The organism is Sphingomonas sp. TX0543, assembly GCF_048565505.1.
Classification (GTDB): domain Bacteria; phylum Pseudomonadota; class Alphaproteobacteria; order Sphingomonadales; family Sphingomonadaceae; genus Sphingomonas.
The window spans coordinates 3,441,323-3,457,223 of sequence record NZ_JBLZUS010000002.1; the positions used below are offsets into that span (position 1 = coordinate 3,441,323).

The following is a 15,901-nucleotide window of genomic DNA, read 5'->3' on the forward strand; positions in this document are numbered from 1 at the left end:
GATGGCGCCGACGCGGGATCGGCGCCCGGGTTTCTCGCGTCGGGCGCAATATTCTCTTTTCCTCACCTACATTCTGGCGATCGCGGGCGCGATGGTCGGCGCGGTGCTGCTCGCCCTTTCCGCGATCGATCCCACCGCATTCGCGTCACTGCGCGCGACGGTGCGCGAAGTGACGACGCCGGTATCGTCCGGCGTCTCCGCCGTGTTCGGTACGATCGCGGACGTACCGCAAACGATCGGCACCTATTTCCGCGTCCATGGCGAAAATGAGGAACTGCGCGCCGAGGTGAAGCGCAGCCGCGCGGCGTTGATACAGGCGCAGATCATCGTGCATGACAATCGCCGGCTGCGCGGTCTTCTCAAGTTGCGCGACGGTGCATTCAACCCAATCATAACCGCACGCATCGTCAGTTCCACCGCATCGAGCACGCGGCGCTTCGGGGTGCTCAACGCCGGTAGCTGGCAGGGCGTTCGCGACGGGCAACCGGTGCGCGGGCCGGACGGACTACTTGGTCGTGTCACGGAAACCGGGCCGAACACCGCCCGCGTGCTATTGCTCACCGATCCCAGCAGCATTGTGCCGGTCCGCCGCATCGGGGACGGACTGCCCGCCCTCGCCGCCGGACGCGGCGACGGAATGGTCGATATCCGCTCTGTCGAAACCGCCGACGCGAAACTGCGCCCGGGCGATCGCTTCGTCACGTCAGGCACCGGCGGCATATACACGCCGGGCGTGCTCGTTGCCCGTGTGGTGCGCCCGGGCAGCGATACTGCGCCCGCCCAACCGTTTGCCCGCCCCGACACGTTCGATTTCGCGCTCGTGAGCGAGGTATTCGTCCCGCCGCCCCCGCCGCCGCGTCCGCTATCCGCCAAGGGTAGGAAATGAGCCAGGCTCCGCGCAAACCGTTCGTTTCGGCGTTGCCGGCGGCCCGTGCACGCGCGATTCCATGGATGACGGTGATGACGGGCTCGCTCGTGACCGTGGCGCCGTTCGGGGCGACACTGGGGCTCTTGCCGCCTTGCGGGCTATTGATGATGCTGGCGTGGCGCCTGCTCGCTCCGCTCGCGCTGCGCCGCTGGTCCCCGCCGCTGCTGGGCCTCTTCGACGATCTGTCGAGTGGCCAGCCGCTCGGCAGCGCGATGATATTATGGACGCTCGCCTTCTTTCTGATCGACCTCTTTGACCAGCGCACGATGTTTCGCGCATTCTTTCAGGACTGGCTGATCGCCGCCGCCGCGATCGCCTTTTGCCTCGCCGGCGGCAGGATCGTCGCGTCGCCGCTTAGCGCGCACGTCGATGAGGTGCTAGTGATACAGATCGTCGTGTCGATTCTGCTCTTCCCCCTTGCTGCGCGCATCGTCGCCTGGATCGATCGAAAGCGGGCGATCGAATGAGCCGCGCGCCCCGGATCGCAACCGAGGCGCAGCAGGGCTACACCTTCTCGCGCCGCGCCTGGCTGCTCGGCTCCGCGCAGATCGGGGTCGGCGCGCTGCTCGCAGGCCGCATGGGCTGGCTGGCGATCGCCGAGAACGAGCGCTACAGTTCGCTGTCGGAAAGCAACCGCGTCAACAACACGATGATTCCCCCGCGCCGCGGCTGGATCGTCGATCGCGGCGGCCATCCGATCGCCGACAATCGCACCGATTTCCGCATCGACATAATCCCCGACCGTGTCGAGGATCTCGATCGCACGCTGGCACTGCTCCAGAAATTGCTTGATCTCACGCCCGAGGATCTTCTGCGCGTACGCGCGGACCTGAAGCGCGCGGCCGGATTCCAGCCCGTGCAGGTTATCGACGGCATTTCATGGGAGCGCTTCGCCGCGGTTCAGGTCCGCCAGCCCGAACTTCCGGGCGTTTCGCCTACCCGTGGTTTCGCGCGCAACTATCCGGCTGGCGCGGCCGTTGCGCATCTTACGGGCTATGTCGGCACGGCGACGGCCGAACAGTTCAAGGCGACGAAGGAACAGCTCCTCGTCACCCCTGGCTTCAAGCTTGGCAAGGACGGGCTCGAAAAGACACTGGAGAAAGAACTTCGCGGCACGCCCGGCGCAAAGCGGGTTGAGGTGACGGCGCGCGGCAAGCTCGTCGCTGAGCTGGCCACGCGACCTGATATCCCCGGCAAGACGCAGAAGCTGACGATCGACGCAGGGCTGCAGGAATATGCGGCACGCCGCCTCGGCACCAATTCAGGTTCGGCGGTGGTGTTCGATTGCATCACTGGCGAGATGCTCGCGATGGTATCGGTGCCAGCCTATGATCCCAACAGCTTTTCCGCCGGCATCAGCCATCTTGAATGGGAAATGCTGAGCGCCAACGATCACGTGCCCCTGATGAACAAGGTGACGCAGGGCCTGTATCCACCCGGCTCGACCGTCAAGCCAATGAATGGTCTGGCGCTGTTGGAGGCGGGCGTGGGCGCGGATGAGCGCATATCATGTTCCGGCTCGCTGCGCGTGGGGACCGGCGTGTTCCACTGCCACAAGCGCGGTGGCCACGGCCCGCTCGATCTGCGCGGCGCGATCGCGCAAAGCTGTGACATCTATTTCTACGAGATGGTGCGTCGGCTCGGCTACGATCATGTCGCGCCGATCGCCCGGATGGTCGGCCTGGGGCAGAAATATGATCTGCCCCTTGCCACGCAGCGTTACGGCACCGTCCCGGATAGCGCGTGGAAGCGCCGCAAGTACAAAAGCGACTGGACGGTCGCGGACTCGCTAAACGCCTCGATCGGCCAGGGCTATGTGCTGGCGAACCCGCTTCAGCTTGCGGTGATGGCCGCGCGAATCGCCTCTGGGCGGATGCTGCGGCCGAGCCTGCTGATGAGCCACGTGCATCGTGAGGCCGCGGCGCTTCCGGTAAACCCCGACCACCTGCGCATTGTCCGCGAGGGGATGTGGAAAGTTGTCAACGGCGGGGGCACCGGGGGCGCGTCGCGCATGTATGTCCCAGGCGTGGAGCTTGCCGCCAAGACCGGCACTGCGCAGGTTCGCCGTATCACCATGGCAGAACGAAGCTCGGGCGTGCTCAAGAATGCGAGCCTGCCGTTCAAGCTTCGCGACCACGCCCTGTTCGTCTGCTTTGCGCCTGCCGACAATCCGCGTTATGCCGCTGCGATCGTGCTCGAACACGGCGGCCATACCGTGCGCAATCTCGATACGCCTATGATGGGGCGCGATATCATGACCTATCTCTTCGATCGCGATCGAGCGTTGAAATCGCTGGCCGAGATCGAGCCGACTTGGGGCGGCGACATACGGACCCGCATGGCCGCGGAGGCTGCAGCCTATCGCAGCGCAACCAGCGCGGCGGCGAATGAGGAGGGTTTGGCGACCGAGACGGACGCCCCCGCTCCTACCGACGCGCCCGCCGTTGAAGCGGCGACAAGAGCAAGCAACGCCAATGCCGACGCAATCCCGGGTGACATCGCCAATACAGGTGGCGTCGCCGGAACGACCGGGTCTCCCGATCCGGGAACGCCGGATTGATGGCGCGCGCGTCGATCATTCCCGCCCCGCTCACGCGGCTCCCTTGGCGCATTCTGCTGACCGTCACGGCGATCGGGTGTTTCGGACTTGTCGTCCTGTTCTCCGCCGCCGGCGGCAGTATCCGGCCCTGGGCGCTCCCGCAGGGCGTGCGGTTCTTCGTTTTTCTTGCCGCTGCGATTGGCGTGAGCGGAGTGCGTGAGGATGTATGGCGTCGTGCCGCGATCCCGGCCTATGTCATATTGGTAGTGCTGCTGTTCGCGGTCGAATTGCTTGGCGCGGTGCGCGGCGGCAGCCAGCGGTGGCTGGATCTCGGCTTTATCCGGCTCCAACCGTCAGAGTTGATGAAACCGGGCATCGTGCTTGCCTGCGCACGCTTTTACGAGATGCTCCCGCCTTCGGAGACACGGCGGTTCGGCGCGATCTGGCCGCCGTGCGTTCTGATCGGCGTGCCTGCCGCGCTTGTGATGTTGCAGCCGGATCTTGGTACCGCGCTGATGATCTGTGCCGGTGGCATCACGGTGATGTTCCTCGCCGGAATCCCGTTGCGGCTGTTCGTCGGCGGCGCGCTGGCACTTGCGATCGCCGCCCCGCTCGCCTTTCATTTCGTGCTGCACGATTATCAGCGCAATCGTGTGCTGATCTTCCTTGACCCGGAGAGCGATCCGCTTCGAACCGGCTATCACATCACCCAGTCCAAAATCGCGATCGGCTCTGGCGGAATCCTCGGCAAGGGTTTCCTCAACGGCACACAGAGCCACCTTGACTATCTGCCGGAGGGGCAGACCGATTTCGTCTTCGCCACCATGGCGGAGGAATGGGGTCTCGCCGGCGGGCTGTTCATCATAGCCGCCTATCTATGGGTGATCCGATGGGGCGTGAATGTCGGGGTGCGGGCGAAATCGCGCTTCGCCAAGCTCACCGCAGCCGGACTTTCGACGACGATCTTTTTCTATGTCGCGATCAATCTGATGATGGTGATGGGCCTTGCGCCGGTTGTCGGAATCCCGCTGCCGCTGGTCAGCTTCGGTGGTTCGGCGCAGATGACCGTTTTGCTGTGCCTGGGCATCCTTATGTCGATTGATCGCGAAAGCCGAAGAAAAACGGGCTGGTAGACAAAAAGGTGTTTGCAAACCGGAATGCGCCTGCTAACCGCGCGCTTCCGATCGCGAGGGCGACCACGAAGTCGCCTCATACGCCGGAATGGACGCATAGCTCAGTTGGTAGAGCAGCTGACTCTTAATCAGCGGGTCCTAGGTTCGAGCCCTAGTGCGTCCACCACTTTCTCCTAACCTTTCAATTGGATACGAAGCGCTTCCGAGCGAGCGGCCGCGAGCGTTTTTGTGCTAGGTAGCTCTCTAGGTAGCAGTGCGCTTGTTTGGCGCTGCGGCTGCTCAGCCTCCACACATCAGCGTCCACGGTAAAAGATTCATGGCCTGCGCATTGTTGGACTGCACTTGAGCGAGTCTTCGTTTCACCTCCCAATCCGCGCGACTGCTAACCCATCTTGCTCCGCACCAGCATCACCGGCTAGGAAGGCCGTTAACAGCCTCGAGCATCACGGCGAAATAAGACAGCTAAGCCACCCGAGCTCCAATCCAAATCACAGACACGAAGTCCAGCGACCAGCGCTGGTTGCGGCCCTACGGGATGGCCATGGGTGCTCGAGTGCCCAGCGCCCGTTTGCGGCCGCCGCGGCGCCGCACCTGCAGACGCTCCTCGCGGTACACCCGCGGGAACTTCTTGTGGTTGATCCAAACACCCTCGCGCCCGAGAAGCCAGTGCAGACGGCGGTAGCCGAACCGGCGCCGCTCCGCTGCGAGGCCCCGCATCCGCTCCGGATCGCACCGTCATCACCGCGCCGGCTTCGATACCGCACCATCGTCCGGTCCACGCCCATCACATCACACGCCCGCCACTGGCTCACCTCGAACACCCGCTCAAGGTGAGCGACCGCTTCGCGCTTGGCAGCGGGCGCTTCCATTTACGGTATGACCCGCCCTGTCCTTCCACTCGAAGTCGGGTGATCAAGAAGGAGGATGCAATGAGCATACGCAACAAACCGAGAGATGCAGCCGTGTTAGGCATCGACATGGGCAAGACGGTCTTTCACGTCGTCGGCCTCGATGCAGCTCACGCCCCGATCCAGAAGGCCACTTTCAGACGGGAGACGTTGCTGCAGTTCTTTGAGCGGGCATCGACGGTGCTGATCAGGATGGAGGCGTGTCCCGGATCGCAGTGGCTGGCGCGCAAACTTCAGGCGATGGGCCACACTGTGCGGATCGTGCCGGCACAGTTCGTGAAGCCGTTTGGGAAGTCGAACAAGAACGACATCATCGCCGCCGAGGCAATCGCAGAAGCGGTGACCACGCCGACGATGCGCTTTGTGGAGATCGGGTCTCCGGAACAGATTGACCTACAGGCTCTGCAACGCGTCCGTGACAGGATTGTCAAAGGGCCCCGAACTTTCCGCAGATGTGGGCGCTTAAAATTCCCTATGCTGGCGGTTTGAGCTATGCGGTGATCAGCCGTATTCGGGATCGGGTTTTCCTTTCGTTGGCGGGCGGCCGCGACGCTTTGGCGGTGGATTGAACGTGACGCCGGCGCGGACGTTTTCGGGCACCAGCGCGGCGTGCTCGCGCATCCTGTAGCTGGAGCCCTCGATCTGGATGACGACGGCGTGGTGCAGCAGCCTGTCGAGCAGCGCCGTCGCCACGACGGCATCGCCGAAGACCTCGCCCCATTCGGCGAAGCCGCGGTTAGAGGTGAGGATCATGGCGCCCTTTTCGTAGCGGGCGTTGACCAGCTGGAAGAACAGGTTCGCGCCGCCGGGTGTGACCGGCAGGTAACCGATCTCGTCGACGACGAGCAGCGACGCTCTGGTGAGGAAGCGGATCTTCTCGCGAAGCGTGCCCTCGCGCTCGGCCTTGGCGAGCTGGGCGATCAGATCAGCCAGCGGGATGAAGTAGACCGCCTTGCCGGCGCGCACGGCCTCGACCGCCAGCGCGGTCGCGATGTGGCTTTTCCCGGTGCCGGGCGGGCCCAGCAGATGGACGACCTCGGCGCGCTCGATGAAGTCGAGGCCGGCGAGCGCCAGGATGCGGTTGCGGTCGAGCGAGGGCTGGAACGAGAAGTCGTAGCCGGCGAGCGTCTTGACGACGGGCAGCCGCGCCATGCGCAGGGCCGCCTTGATTCGGCGGTTCTCGCGCAGAGACAGCTCCTCGCCGAGCAGATCGTCGAGCGCCTCGATGCCGTCGATCTGGCCCTGCTCGATGCGTCGCAAGGTCGCGTCGAGGATCTCAAGCGCCCGCGGCATCTTGAGGCTGACCAGGCTGCGGCGGATCGAGTCGACGCGCGAGGATGGTGCCGCGCCGTTCATGGCCGTCCTTCCATCGCCAGGCTCGCGCCAATGGCTTCATAAACCGCCAGCGAGCGCAGCGGCACATGGTCACCGAGCCGGCCGATCATCGTCGTGCGCCGTTCCTGTGGCCGTGATTGAGGCCTTCCGGTGCGATGACGCCGGTCGATGCGATACTGGAGGCGTCCTTCGAGCACAGGGTGCTCAGCAACCACAACGCCGCGATCGATTACCCGGACTACGTCCGGTAGCTGCTCGACCTCGACGATGCGGCGCGTGCGGTCAGGCACGCTGTAGAAGTTGCCGCCGACCGCCACAAAGCCGTCATGGGTAACCCGCCGCTCGAGCTTCAGCACGGCGTTGAAGCGGTGTTCGGGCAGCCGCTGCAGTTCTCCCTGCTCCTCGGCGAAGGCCTCGGCCACCACGCGCTGCGTCGTGCCGTGCACCCGGACATTGGCCACCGTGTCGAGCCACTCGACGAGCTGGGCGTTGAGGTCCTCCATGTTGCGGAAGGATCGGCCCAGGAAGAAGTCCTCGCGGATGTAGCGGAACGGCCGCTCAACTTTCCCCTTCGTCTTGGCGCGATAGGGCCGGCACGCCCGGGGCTGGAACCGGTAGTGCTTCGCCAGCGCCAGCAGCGAGGTGTTGTAGACGATGTGGCCCTGGTCGTCCTCGCCGGTGACCGCGGTCTTCATCCGGTCATAGAGGATCTCGATCGGCACGCCATCGATCGCCTCGAACGCCTGCATGTGACAGCGCAGCAGCGTCTGCAGGTCCTGATGCAGCACATAGCGGGCGAACACGAGGCGCGAGTAGCCCAGCACCAGGCTGAACAGCCAGACGATGCGCACCACGCCCGGCTCGTCGGTGAACTCGACGACGAACCGGGCGAAGTCGACCTGGGCCTGCACGCCGGCCTTGGTCTCGAAGCGAACCTCGTAAGGCTTGGGATCATGGTCGGGCCGGATTGCTGCCAGGTAGCGCTTCACCGCGGTGTACGCGCCGGCATAGCCCATCTCCCTGATCTCGCGCGTGAGGCGCGAGGCCGTCAGCTCGGGGAACGCCGTCACGCGCTCGCGCAGGAACTCCATGTAGGGCGCGATCTTGCTCGGCCGCCCGGCCTTGCGGGGGCCGTAAACCGGCACCTCGACGCCGCGCTCGATGTATTTGCGAACGGTCTTGGGATCACGGCCCGTCCGGCGGGCGATCGCCGTCACCGACAGCCCCTGCCGGTGCAACTCCAGTATCATCATGGCTTCTCCAAGTCGGATCATCAGCGCCGCCTCCCGCAGGAGGTCATCGCGCCGATTTTGGCGTTGCCCAATGAGCCGGGGTTAACCCCGGCTCATTGGGCAACCAGGCCCAACAATCAGGGAATTTTCAAAGCCCACATCCGCGGAGAATTACACGCCCACTGACAGACTGAGGTATTCGGCGAATTTGGCGATCTCGAACAGCGCATCGCCGCCAAGAATTGAGAGGTAGAAGGCATCGCCGCGCGTAGCGATTTGATCTCCTTGAGCATCGCATCGTCTAGCATGGCTTCGGCCAGCAGCTTCTTCAGTTGCTGTTCTCGTCCTCGAGCTGCCGCCGGCGTTTGACCTCGGACACCTTCAGGCCGCCGAACTCGGCCTTCCACTTGTAGAAGGTCGCACTGCTGAGGCCGTGCCGGCGACAGACATCCGCCGTCGCCATCTCGGCCTCCTGCTACTTCAAAATCGCCATGATCTGTTCCTCGCTGAACCTGCTCCGCTTCATTCCGTCCGACCCCCTAAGTGGGCCGGACTCTACTCAAATCTGGCGGAAATTGCGGGGCTCAGACCACAACGTTCACTATCAGTCGTCCCTTTTATTTATCCGATGGGCTAGGCCTGTCGACGTTTTTATTTGAGGCCGAGTGTTTGGAACCCAACACCGGGTAACGGGGTTTTGCTGAGCATGCGCGGTCCGCACGGACCCCCGCGCGCTGCTTACCGACCTTAAAGCATCGTAGAAGCCGGATGGAATTCATGAACCCTAGCAGTGATGTGCTCGGAATTGGGAGAGCGAGATGGTCGAGCTTACCTCGCCGCTCGAGTGCGTTGTCCTCCGGCGCAAGCCGCTCCGGCCAGACCGAAATGCTTACCCGGTCCCTCCATGCACATATCTCAGACCACGCATTCCCTTGTGTGGGTGCCAAAGCCGCACTGAAAAGAGGAACACTCGACGTACTCGCCGCTCGCGATATGACAAGCGCGTGGAATGACTTGCCCATTCATGATGCGCTTCTGGCTTTCGCGGAGCGCTTCCGGAAAAGCCCATCATTGTTTCGCAGTTTCGCAGTGGTATTCGAAGGGCCACACAACTTAACGGAATCCGAATTCGAGCAGCACCTATGGCAGCGAATACAATCGCTATCCGATAAGGATACGTGGCGCGGCCAACCCTATGACGCCAGAGTGAGCCCTGATCCCGAAGACCCGCATTTTTCCCTGTCTTTCGGCGGCGAGGGATACTTTGTGGTTGGTTTGCATCCGAACGCGGCTCGCCCGGCCCGACGCTTTTCGCATCCAACAATGGTGTTCAACCTTCATGCTCAGTTCGAGCTGCTACGTGCCCAAGGCAAATATGACGGCATGCGCGAAAAGATCATGATCCGCGATGAAGCCGTCGCCGGGTCCCGCAATCCCATGCTCGCTGAGCACGGGACCATCAGCGAAGCACGGCAATATTCGGGGCGGATAGTCGGCGACGACTGGCGTTGCCCCTTTCGGTATAAAGGACGGCCATGAGCGAGCTGCGGATCATACCCGAGCGCAGCGGAACGGCATTCCGGCTGGCCAAGGGCGAGCGTCTGGTGGTGATCGATCCTTGCGGCGAGCAGGTTGCCGACCTTCTCGCGTTTGATGCGGGCGACACGCGAGAGGTGCTATCCTCGGGCCGCACACTCGATTATGCTGAACGCATTTATCTGACGACCGGCGACAGGTTATATTCAAATCGCTCACGGGTTCTTCTAGAAATCGTGGAAGACACCGTTGGCCGACACGATTTTTTACTGACGCCCTGCTCTACTGATACATTCCACCATTTCTATCCTGATTTGCCGCCCCATCGCGGATGTTTCGGGAATCTTGCTGAAGCGTTGGCGCCATTCGGAGTCGTACCGGACGATATCCCGGTGGCCTTCAACTGCTTTATGAATGTGCCGATCGACGCTGCAACCGGCAAGCTGCAGGTGTTGCCGCCGATTAGCCGGGCTGGAGATCATGTCGATTTCATTGCGGCACGCGATCTTGTCATTGGTTTAACGGCGTGCTCGGCGCCCGACTCCAACGGCGGCACATTCAAGCCAATCCATTACCGGATCGAGCCGGCGGCGGCCGCATTGTCCACATGACGCGGACAATCTTGTCTCCCGTTGCTGCTTTATTGAAGGGCTGAAGATTTGGAACACGCTTCGATCGACCGCTTCCGCGACCTCTGTGAAGGCGAAGAACAGGTAGAGCTGGCGGCTGACCAGCCGACCGGGATTATTGTTCTCGAGCGCTCGATTTACCGAGGCCCCAATATCTACAGCCGCCGGACGATGGTCCGCATTCGGATCAATCTGGGCCCTCTCGAAGCGCGCCCCACAAATACTTTACCCGGCTTCTCCGACCATTTGCTGGCTATTCTACCCGGCCTTGGGCGCCACCATTGCAGTCTTGGCCGCGTTGGCGGGCTGGTCGATCGTATGGCCGAAGGCACGTGGCTTGGACATGTTTGCGAGCATGTCGCCCTGGAGCTGCAATGCCTTGCCGGCGCGGCCGTCACGCGCGGCAAGACCCGGTCGGTGGCGGGAAAACGCGGCGTTTATGACATCCTGTTTGAATATCGGGACGAGCAGGCTGCGCTTGTCGCAGGCCTCCATGCCTTGCGGCTCGTATCCAGCCTGTTGCCTGCTGAATTTTCGAAGCTGACGGGTGATACGATACTGCCGGCGAGCGGGGTGCTGAGCTACGAAAGCCTAGACGCAGCACTGTCAGAAATTCGCAGCGCGCTGCGTAAGACTGCGCTCGGCCCCAGTACGCAGGCGATCGTCGATGCGGCGCGGCGTCGCGGCATACCCGTAATGCGTCTCGACAATCGCAGCCTCATTCAGCTTGGCTTTGGAAAGCGTCAGCACCGGATCAGGGCAACCGTCACCGGCCAGACGTCCCACATTGCAGTTGAACTCGCCGGCGACAAACAGGTGACTCGCGACATGTTACGTTCTGCCGGTCTGCCCGCGCCGCAGGGCGGCATGGTTCGCACAGTGGACGAAGCGCGCACATTGGCCGGCAGGCTCGGCTGGCCGGTCGTCGTCAAGCCGGTTGATGCCAATCACGGGCGCGGTGTGAGCCTTGGTATCGGATGTGATGCGGAACTTGAGACTGCATTTGCGGCTGCTCAAAAGCATTCATCCCGGGTGATCGTCGAACAGCAAATGCGAGGCTCAGATTACCGGTTCCTCGTCGTCGGCGGGAAGGTCGTCGCCGTTGCAAAGCGCCTTCCCGCCGCGGTTGCTGGTGACGGCCACAGCACCATCGCAATGCTGGTGGACCAGGAGAACAGAGACCCGCGCCGAGGCCCAGGACATGAAAATGTCCTGACGCAGCTCGCGCTCGATTCAACAGCTGAGCGCGTTATCGCCAGTCAGGGCTTGCAACCGGGCAGCATTCCCCCGGCAGGGCAGATCGTCTTTCTGCGCGAGACTGCCAATCTGTCGACGGGTGGTACTGCCGAAGACTGCACCGACGAGGTCCATCCTGAGAACCGATTCATTGCCGAACAGGCGGCTGCACTGATCGGACTGGACGTTGCCGGCATTGATTTCCTGTTACCGGACGCCGCCCGACCTGTCAGCGAAACCGGCGGGGGGATTGTCGAAATCAACGCGGCGCCTGGTTTGCGGATGCACCTAGCTCCCTCGTCCGGAGCACCGCAGGATGTGGGCGCGCCTGTTGTAAGTCAACTGTTTCCCAAGCCCGGCACGAGCAGGATCCCGATCCTCGCCATCACCGGCACCAATGGCAAGTCCACGACGGCGCGGATGGCGGCGCGCATCCTTGGCGAGGCTGGCATGACGGTCGGTCTCACCACAACGAGCGGAGTGTATGTCGGTGACCGTCTGATCCGGGCCGCCGATGCCAGCGGTCCGAAAAGCGCGCGGATGGTGCTGGCCAATCCTACGGTTGACGCAGCCGTGCTCGAGACTGCGCGCGGCGGGATTCTGCGCGAAGTCTTGGTTTCGATTGGTGCGACGTAGGCTGCGTGCTCAACGTCACCGAGGACCACCTCGGCATCAAGGGGATCAATACCGTCGAGGACCTGGCAAAGGTCAAGTCTGTCGTGGTGGAGGCCGTTAGCCGCCGCGGCCACAGCGTGCTCAACGCCCATGACCCCCTGACCCGCGCTATGGCGCGCCGCGCGCGGGGGAAGATTTGTTGGTTTTCGGCGGCAGGCCTCGATCCTTTTCTTGCTGACCATATCGCTGGCGGGGGTCTTGCAGCCGTGCGCGAACCGGTGGATGGCACCGATTGGCTGGTACTCTATGATAAGGGGCAACACTGGCCGATAATCGCCGTGGCCGACATTCCTGCCACGCTTGGGGGCGCGGCGGATTTCAACACAGAAAATGCGCTGGCGGCGGCTGCAATGACGAGCGCCCTCGGAATTGCTCCAGACACCATCGCTGCTGCGCTTTGCAGCTTTTCCACCACGTTTGAAGAAAGTCCCGGCAGGCTCAACATAGTCGATCGCGGCGGGGTCACGGTCATTGTGGATTATGCCCACAATCCCGCGGCGGTCACTGCGCTTGGCCGTTACCTCGCGACGCTGCGGCGACCCGGGCGCAGGTTTATCGGCACATTCAGCGTGCCCGGCGACCGGCGTGATGAGGATCTGATCGGAATGGGAACGCTTGCAGCATCGATCTTTGACAAACTTGTCTGCCGCGAAACGCCCCACGGCCGGGGCCGACCACGCGGCGAAATCAACGCTTTGATGTCGCGAGGCGCGATCGACGGCGGCCTTGCTCCCGAGCACGTGCACAGGATCGTGGAAGAGGCAGAAGCCACGGTGTTCAGCCTCAATCTTGCCAGGCCCGGAGACGTGGTCGTGTTAAGCCCGAGTCAGGTCAACATGGTCTGGGACCTCGTTTCCCGTTTTGAGCCAACGACTGCGCATCTGCTCCAGACCGAAAGTATCGCCTATGTCTGATGGTGCTTGGTCGCTGATCGTGCACGGCGGTGCCAGAACCATACCGCCAGATATCCAAGCGGCCAATCGCAGGGGATGTCTTGCCGCCGCCGAGCGCGGCGCAGCAATCCTGCGTAGAGGTGGCACAGCACTCGAAGCGGCCGAACAGGCCGTGCGCGAGCTTGAAGACGATCCAACCTTCAATGCGGGTAGCGGTTCGGTGCCGACGTCATCGGGGCAGATCGAGATGGATGCGGCGATCATGGATGGCCGCAGCCTGGAGATCGGTGCGGTCGCCGCCCTGCGCGGCATATCGAACCCCGTTGCGGTGGCGAGGCTCTTGCTGAAGGAGAAGACGGTGCTCTTGGTTGGCGAAGGGGCCCAGACATTTGCTGCCGAACAAGGCATTGCCTCTTCTTCTCCTGCGTCATGTTCGACGGCGGAGCCGCAATGCGACACGGTCGGCTGCGTTGCTCGCGACGTTCATGGCAACATCGCAGTCGCAACCTCGACAGGCGGACTGACCGGACAGCGTCCGGGGCGGGTCGGAGACGCGCCCATACCCGGGTGCGGTTTCTACGCTGACAATCAAGTGGGCGGCGTCGCAATTTCGGGGGACGGCGAGAGTATCCTACGTGTATCTCTTGCTGCGCGGGTCATCTTGCAGATGCAAGGGAAGCCGCCAACGGAAAGCGCCAGGACTGCCCTTGCCGCGCTTGATCGCATCGGCGGCGAAGCCGGGATCATCGCGGTTGGCCGGGACGGCCGTTTCGGGTTTGCGCACAACAGCGATCATTTCGCGATGGCGATTGCCGCGAGCTGGTTGGACTACCCGCAAGCCGGTATCCACTGGACTGACCTTGAAGGATACGCTCATGACGCATGACGCCCCAGGCCCGTTGATCGTGATCGGTGGCCACGAAGACAAACAGGGCGATCGTCTGATCTTGAAGGAAATCGCACAGTACCTCAACGGCGGTAAACTGGTGATCGCAACAGTCGCCAGTCACGAACCCGAAGGATACTTTGACGCCTATAAAGCGGCTTTTAGCGATCTTGGTGTAACAAATCTTGTTGAACTTTATGTCAACGAACGTGAAGAGACGCGGTCTGACAGCGTGCGCGCGCTGCTGTCAGATGCACAAGGTGTCTTTTTCACCGGCGGCGATCAGCTGCGAATCTCGAGCCAGATCGGCGACACGCCGGTCGAGGACATGGTGCGGGTCATTCATCAGCGCGGCGGCGTGATCGCGGGGACGTCTGCGGGCGCTTCGGTCATGAGCGAAACGATGTTGGTGCGCGGTGCGAGCGGAGAATCACACCGGATCGGCAACCTTAACATGGCGCCGGGATTGGGCTTGATTCGCGACGTTATCATCGATCAGCATTTTGCAGAGCGCGGCCGTATCGGGCGTCTGCTGGGCGCGGTCGCGCAAAATCCACGGGTCCTGGGCATTGGCATCGACGAAGATACGGCGATCATCCTCAACAACAACATCTTCAAAGTGATCGGCGCTGGCGCCGTCTACATTGTCGACGGTACCGACGTTACGCACTCGAATGTCGCTGAAGCGCGGGACGACCAGCCCCTCTCCATATTCGGTGTCAAACTGCACGTCGTGGCCGGCGGTGATGGCTTCGACTTGCATAAGCGAATCCCTCGGGTCGCAGCTTAAGGGTTGCTCCCGGACTGGGCCAGGCTTGTACTTGGCAATTTCGCCTAGTTCGCGTTGGGGTTGTGCTCGGCTCTGACGTTACAGGACCGTCTCGGCTCCGTAACGGAAGAACAGCGGCGTGTGGCACCGCCGGGTCTGGCGCGGATGTCAGGCGATAGGCCGTCAGCACCGCGGGAACAGCCAAACTGCCATGGCGTTTTATGCTCATGACCGCAATTTCCAACCCAAGTAGTCCGCGCTGCCAGTCGCAGTTCCTGAATGATGATTTTCAGCAAGGTCTTGCCCGTTGGAATCGTGATCGTCTGGCGCCCTCCCTTCCGCCCGACGATTGGCGCGAAATCGAACGCCGCGACATTCAGATGGCGCGCCTCGAAATCGGTTTTGTCGAGTATCTTCGCGGCGAGGTTCGACAGCGGGCCATGAGTGTCCCTACCGATCCTGATGGATTCGTGACTTGGTTTGAAGACCTGAAATCATCCGGTCCAGGTCAGGGAGATCCGTTGTTCCCTTGGTTGGCCGAAGAAGCTTCGCGCGACGAGCTGCGCTGGTTTTTCGGCCAGGAGGCGGCCGGAGAAGCGGGTTTCGACGATCTTGTGGCCTACACTCAGGTCAAACTGCCAAGTCCCGCCAAGCTCGAACTCGCCAGAAACTACTGGGATGAGATGGGGCGCGGAAATGCAAACGGGATGCATGGCCCAATGCTTGCGCGTCTTGTCGGCGTACTGGGCGTTGACCCTTCCATTGAAGCGACCGTCTGGGAAAGCCTCGCCTTGGCGAACGCCATGACCGCCATGGCTACAAATCGCCATTACGCTTGGCACTCGGTCGGCGCCCTGGGCGTGATTGAGCTGACTGCTCCCGGCCGCTCAGCCATGGTGGCCAAAGGACTTCGGCGTATCGGCCTCAGCGAGAGCCAGCGGCGCTACTTCGAACTTCACGCGGTGCTGGATGTGAAGCACAGTGCCGACTGGAACCGCGAAGCGCTGCGTCCAATCGTTGCAGCCGACCCCACTTTGGCGGTCGCGATTGCTGAAGGCGCCTTGATACGCCTCACCTGCGGCGCGCGGTGCTTCGAACGATATCGCCAGTACCTGTGGAGATGACGCGCTCCCCGTCCAGCTTGCTAACGCCCCAACTCGCGGCCTGTTTTCGGGTGTCGTTTGACTCGCACAGTGAGTGTC

General features: G+C 62.5%; 14 protein-coding genes, 1 tRNA gene and 2 pseudogenes. 13 read left to right on the top strand and 4 right to left on the bottom strand.

Annotated features, from left to right (window positions below):
- Position 1: 1 nt before the first annotated feature.
- From mreC to ACM61V_RS17170, 5 genes are all read left to right on the top strand, one after another.
- Complete coding sequence (mreC, locus tag ACM61V_RS17150) at positions 2-886, top strand: rod shape-determining protein MreC (RefSeq protein ID WP_137785096.1); 885 nt, start codon at positions 2-4, stop codon at positions 884-886.
- A gap of 74 nt (positions 887-960) precedes the next feature.
- Positions 961-1,395 carry a rod shape-determining protein MreD gene (locus ACM61V_RS17155; protein ID WP_249341347.1) on the top strand — a complete coding sequence of 145 codons (435 nt, stop codon included), beginning with the start codon at positions 961-963 and terminating at the stop codon, positions 1,393-1,395.
- Complete coding sequence (mrdA, locus tag ACM61V_RS17160) at positions 1,392-3,488, top strand: penicillin-binding protein 2 (protein WP_137785098.1); 2,097 nt, start codon at positions 1,392-1,394, stop codon at positions 3,486-3,488. The genes ACM61V_RS17155 and mrdA overlap by 4 nt, the downstream gene beginning before the upstream one ends.
- The gene (gene rodA, locus ACM61V_RS17165; RefSeq protein WP_137785099.1) at positions 3,488-4,600 is read left to right on the top strand and encodes a rod shape-determining protein RodA; all 1,113 of its coding nucleotides are present in this window, start codon (positions 3,488-3,490) and stop codon (positions 4,598-4,600) included. The genes mrdA and rodA overlap by 1 nt, the downstream gene beginning before the upstream one ends.
- A gap of 90 nt (positions 4,601-4,690) precedes the next feature.
- Positions 4,691-4,766 (top strand) — tRNA-Lys (locus ACM61V_RS17170).
- A 365-nt stretch (positions 4,767-5,131) separates the two neighbouring features.
- Here the strand turns inward: ACM61V_RS17170 and ACM61V_RS17175 are convergent.
- Positions 5,132-5,460, bottom strand: a pseudogene (locus ACM61V_RS17175) (IS3 family transposase); the annotation flags it as partial.
- Positions 5,461-5,529: 69 nt separating this feature from the next.
- Here ACM61V_RS17175 and ACM61V_RS17180 point away from each other — a divergent pair.
- Positions 5,530-5,997 carry an IS110 family transposase gene (locus tag ACM61V_RS17180; RefSeq protein WP_419714203.1) on the top strand — a complete coding sequence of 156 codons (468 nt, stop codon included), beginning with the start codon at positions 5,530-5,532 and terminating at the stop codon, positions 5,995-5,997.
- 12 nt (positions 5,998-6,009) lie between these two features.
- On the opposite strand, the gene istB is transcribed toward ACM61V_RS17180, so the two are convergent.
- The 3 genes and pseudogenes from istB to ACM61V_RS17195 all read right to left on the bottom strand — a co-directional run.
- Positions 6,010-6,864 (bottom strand): IS21-like element helper ATPase IstB, encoded by an 855-nt coding sequence (gene istB, locus ACM61V_RS17185; RefSeq protein ID WP_419713830.1) that lies wholly within the window; start codon positions 6,862-6,864, stop codon positions 6,010-6,012.
- The gene (gene istA / locus ACM61V_RS17190; RefSeq protein ID WP_419713831.1) at positions 6,861-8,117 is read right to left on the bottom strand and encodes an IS21 family transposase; all 1,257 of its coding nucleotides are present in this window, start codon (positions 8,115-8,117) and stop codon (positions 6,861-6,863) included. Before istA ends, istB begins: the two co-directional genes overlap by 4 nt.
- 188 nt (positions 8,118-8,305) lie before the next feature.
- A pseudogene (locus tag ACM61V_RS17195) lies at positions 8,306-8,601 on the bottom strand (transposase); the annotation flags it as partial.
- A 323-nt stretch (positions 8,602-8,924) separates the two neighbouring features.
- Here ACM61V_RS17195 and gntA point away from each other — a divergent pair.
- The 7 genes from gntA (at position 8,925) to ACM61V_RS17230 (ending at position 15,823) form a co-directional block, all read left to right on the top strand.
- The gene (gntA, locus tag ACM61V_RS17200) at positions 8,925-9,614 is read left to right on the top strand and encodes a guanitoxin biosynthesis heme-dependent pre-guanitoxin N-hydroxylase GntA (protein ID WP_419714280.1); all 690 of its coding nucleotides are present in this window, start codon (positions 8,925-8,927) and stop codon (positions 9,612-9,614) included.
- Entirely contained in the window at positions 9,611-10,222 is a 612-nt protein-coding gene (locus tag ACM61V_RS17205) for a DUF1989 domain-containing protein (protein WP_216313552.1), read from the top strand. The genes gntA and ACM61V_RS17205 overlap by 4 nt, the downstream gene beginning before the upstream one ends.
- A gap of 48 nt (positions 10,223-10,270) precedes the next feature.
- Entirely contained in the window at positions 10,271-12,112 is a 1,842-nt protein-coding gene (locus tag ACM61V_RS17210; protein ID WP_419714204.1) for a cyanophycin synthetase family protein, read from the top strand.
- A gap of 5 nt (positions 12,113-12,117) precedes the next feature.
- Entirely contained in the window at positions 12,118-13,065 is a 948-nt protein-coding gene (locus tag ACM61V_RS17215; RefSeq protein WP_419714205.1) for a glutamate ligase domain-containing protein, read from the top strand.
- On the top strand, positions 13,058-13,930 hold the full coding sequence (locus tag ACM61V_RS17220) for an isoaspartyl peptidase/L-asparaginase family protein (RefSeq protein WP_216313554.1): 873 nt from the start codon (positions 13,058-13,060) through the stop codon (positions 13,928-13,930). Before ACM61V_RS17215 ends, ACM61V_RS17220 begins: the two co-directional genes overlap by 8 nt.
- On the top strand, positions 13,920-14,720 hold the full coding sequence (locus tag ACM61V_RS17225) for a cyanophycinase (RefSeq protein ID WP_216313556.1): 801 nt from the start codon (positions 13,920-13,922) through the stop codon (positions 14,718-14,720). Before ACM61V_RS17220 ends, ACM61V_RS17225 begins: the two co-directional genes overlap by 11 nt.
- Before the next feature lie 206 nt (positions 14,721-14,926).
- Complete coding sequence (locus ACM61V_RS17230) at positions 14,927-15,823, top strand: iron-containing redox enzyme family protein (RefSeq protein ID WP_419714206.1); 897 nt, start codon at positions 14,927-14,929, stop codon at positions 15,821-15,823.
- Positions 15,824-15,901 lie beyond the last annotated feature (78 nt).